Here is an 862-nt window from a genome sequence, read left to right as displayed (position 1 = left end):
GCCGATAATCAGGTCTGTTTTATCTCTATCTATTGAGCGCTGTTCTTCTGGGAGTTCAAGTATTATTTGTTCGAACTCAAGATTGCTCGGAAGGTCCGTCTTATTTCTAAACACTGAGAACATTATGAATCAATCGCCGCGACTAAAAACATCAAGATATCATAATTCACTAGAAATGAGGGGCTGAAAATCAGAAAACAGAGGAACGAATAAGGCCACAAAGAAAAAACTCAAAATATAGGCAACCAACATTATTTATCAACAACTTACAACTGTCTTCGTTTTAATTCCATCAAACCCTGTTTTTGGGCTACCAAGGAATGCGGGTTTCAGAGGAGTTTTGTCTTCGTTTTTATTTCACCAATACAGATGTATCAAATTAAGATCAGCGAAAAAAGTCATTTTTGACGCTGACCCTAATCATTTAGCTATTTCTTCAACTGATACCCTGTCCTAAATATCCACCATACGCCAACAATACACAGAAGCAGAAAGCCACTAATAGCCGCCAGACTTGCTACCATGCTGACGTCTGAAATCTCGTAAAAGCTCCAGCGAAAGCCGCTTACCAAATACAAAACAGGGTTGAATAAAGTGATGGTCTGCCAGATCTGCGGCAGCATGTTGACAGAGTAAAAAGTACCGCCCAAAAACACTAAAGGCGTAATCACCAGTAAAGGAATCACCTGAAGCTTCTCAAAGTTATCGGCCCAGATGCCGATAATAAAACCGAACAAGCTGAAGGTAATGGCCGTCATCACAAGGAAGACCATCATCCAAACCGGATGCGCTATTTGTAGCGGTACAAACAGGCTCGCCGTTGCGAGAATAATCAAGGCAAGTATGATCGACTTCGTTGCTG

At 41.3% G+C, this 862-nt stretch carries 1 protein-coding gene; it reads right to left on the bottom strand.

Going from position 1 to position 862, the window contains the following annotated elements; translation table 11 throughout:
• Nucleotides 1-428: 428 nt before the first annotated feature.
• The coding region (locus tag A3729_RS08545) for an ABC transporter permease (RefSeq protein ID WP_156497813.1) at nucleotides 429-862 on the bottom strand (434 nt) is incomplete at its 5' end.

The sequence above is a fragment of the Oleiphilus sp. HI0043 genome, assembly GCF_001634935.1.
The sequence above is the reverse complement of the archived record's forward strand: the minus strand, read 5'-3'. Positions and strand labels throughout refer to the sequence as shown.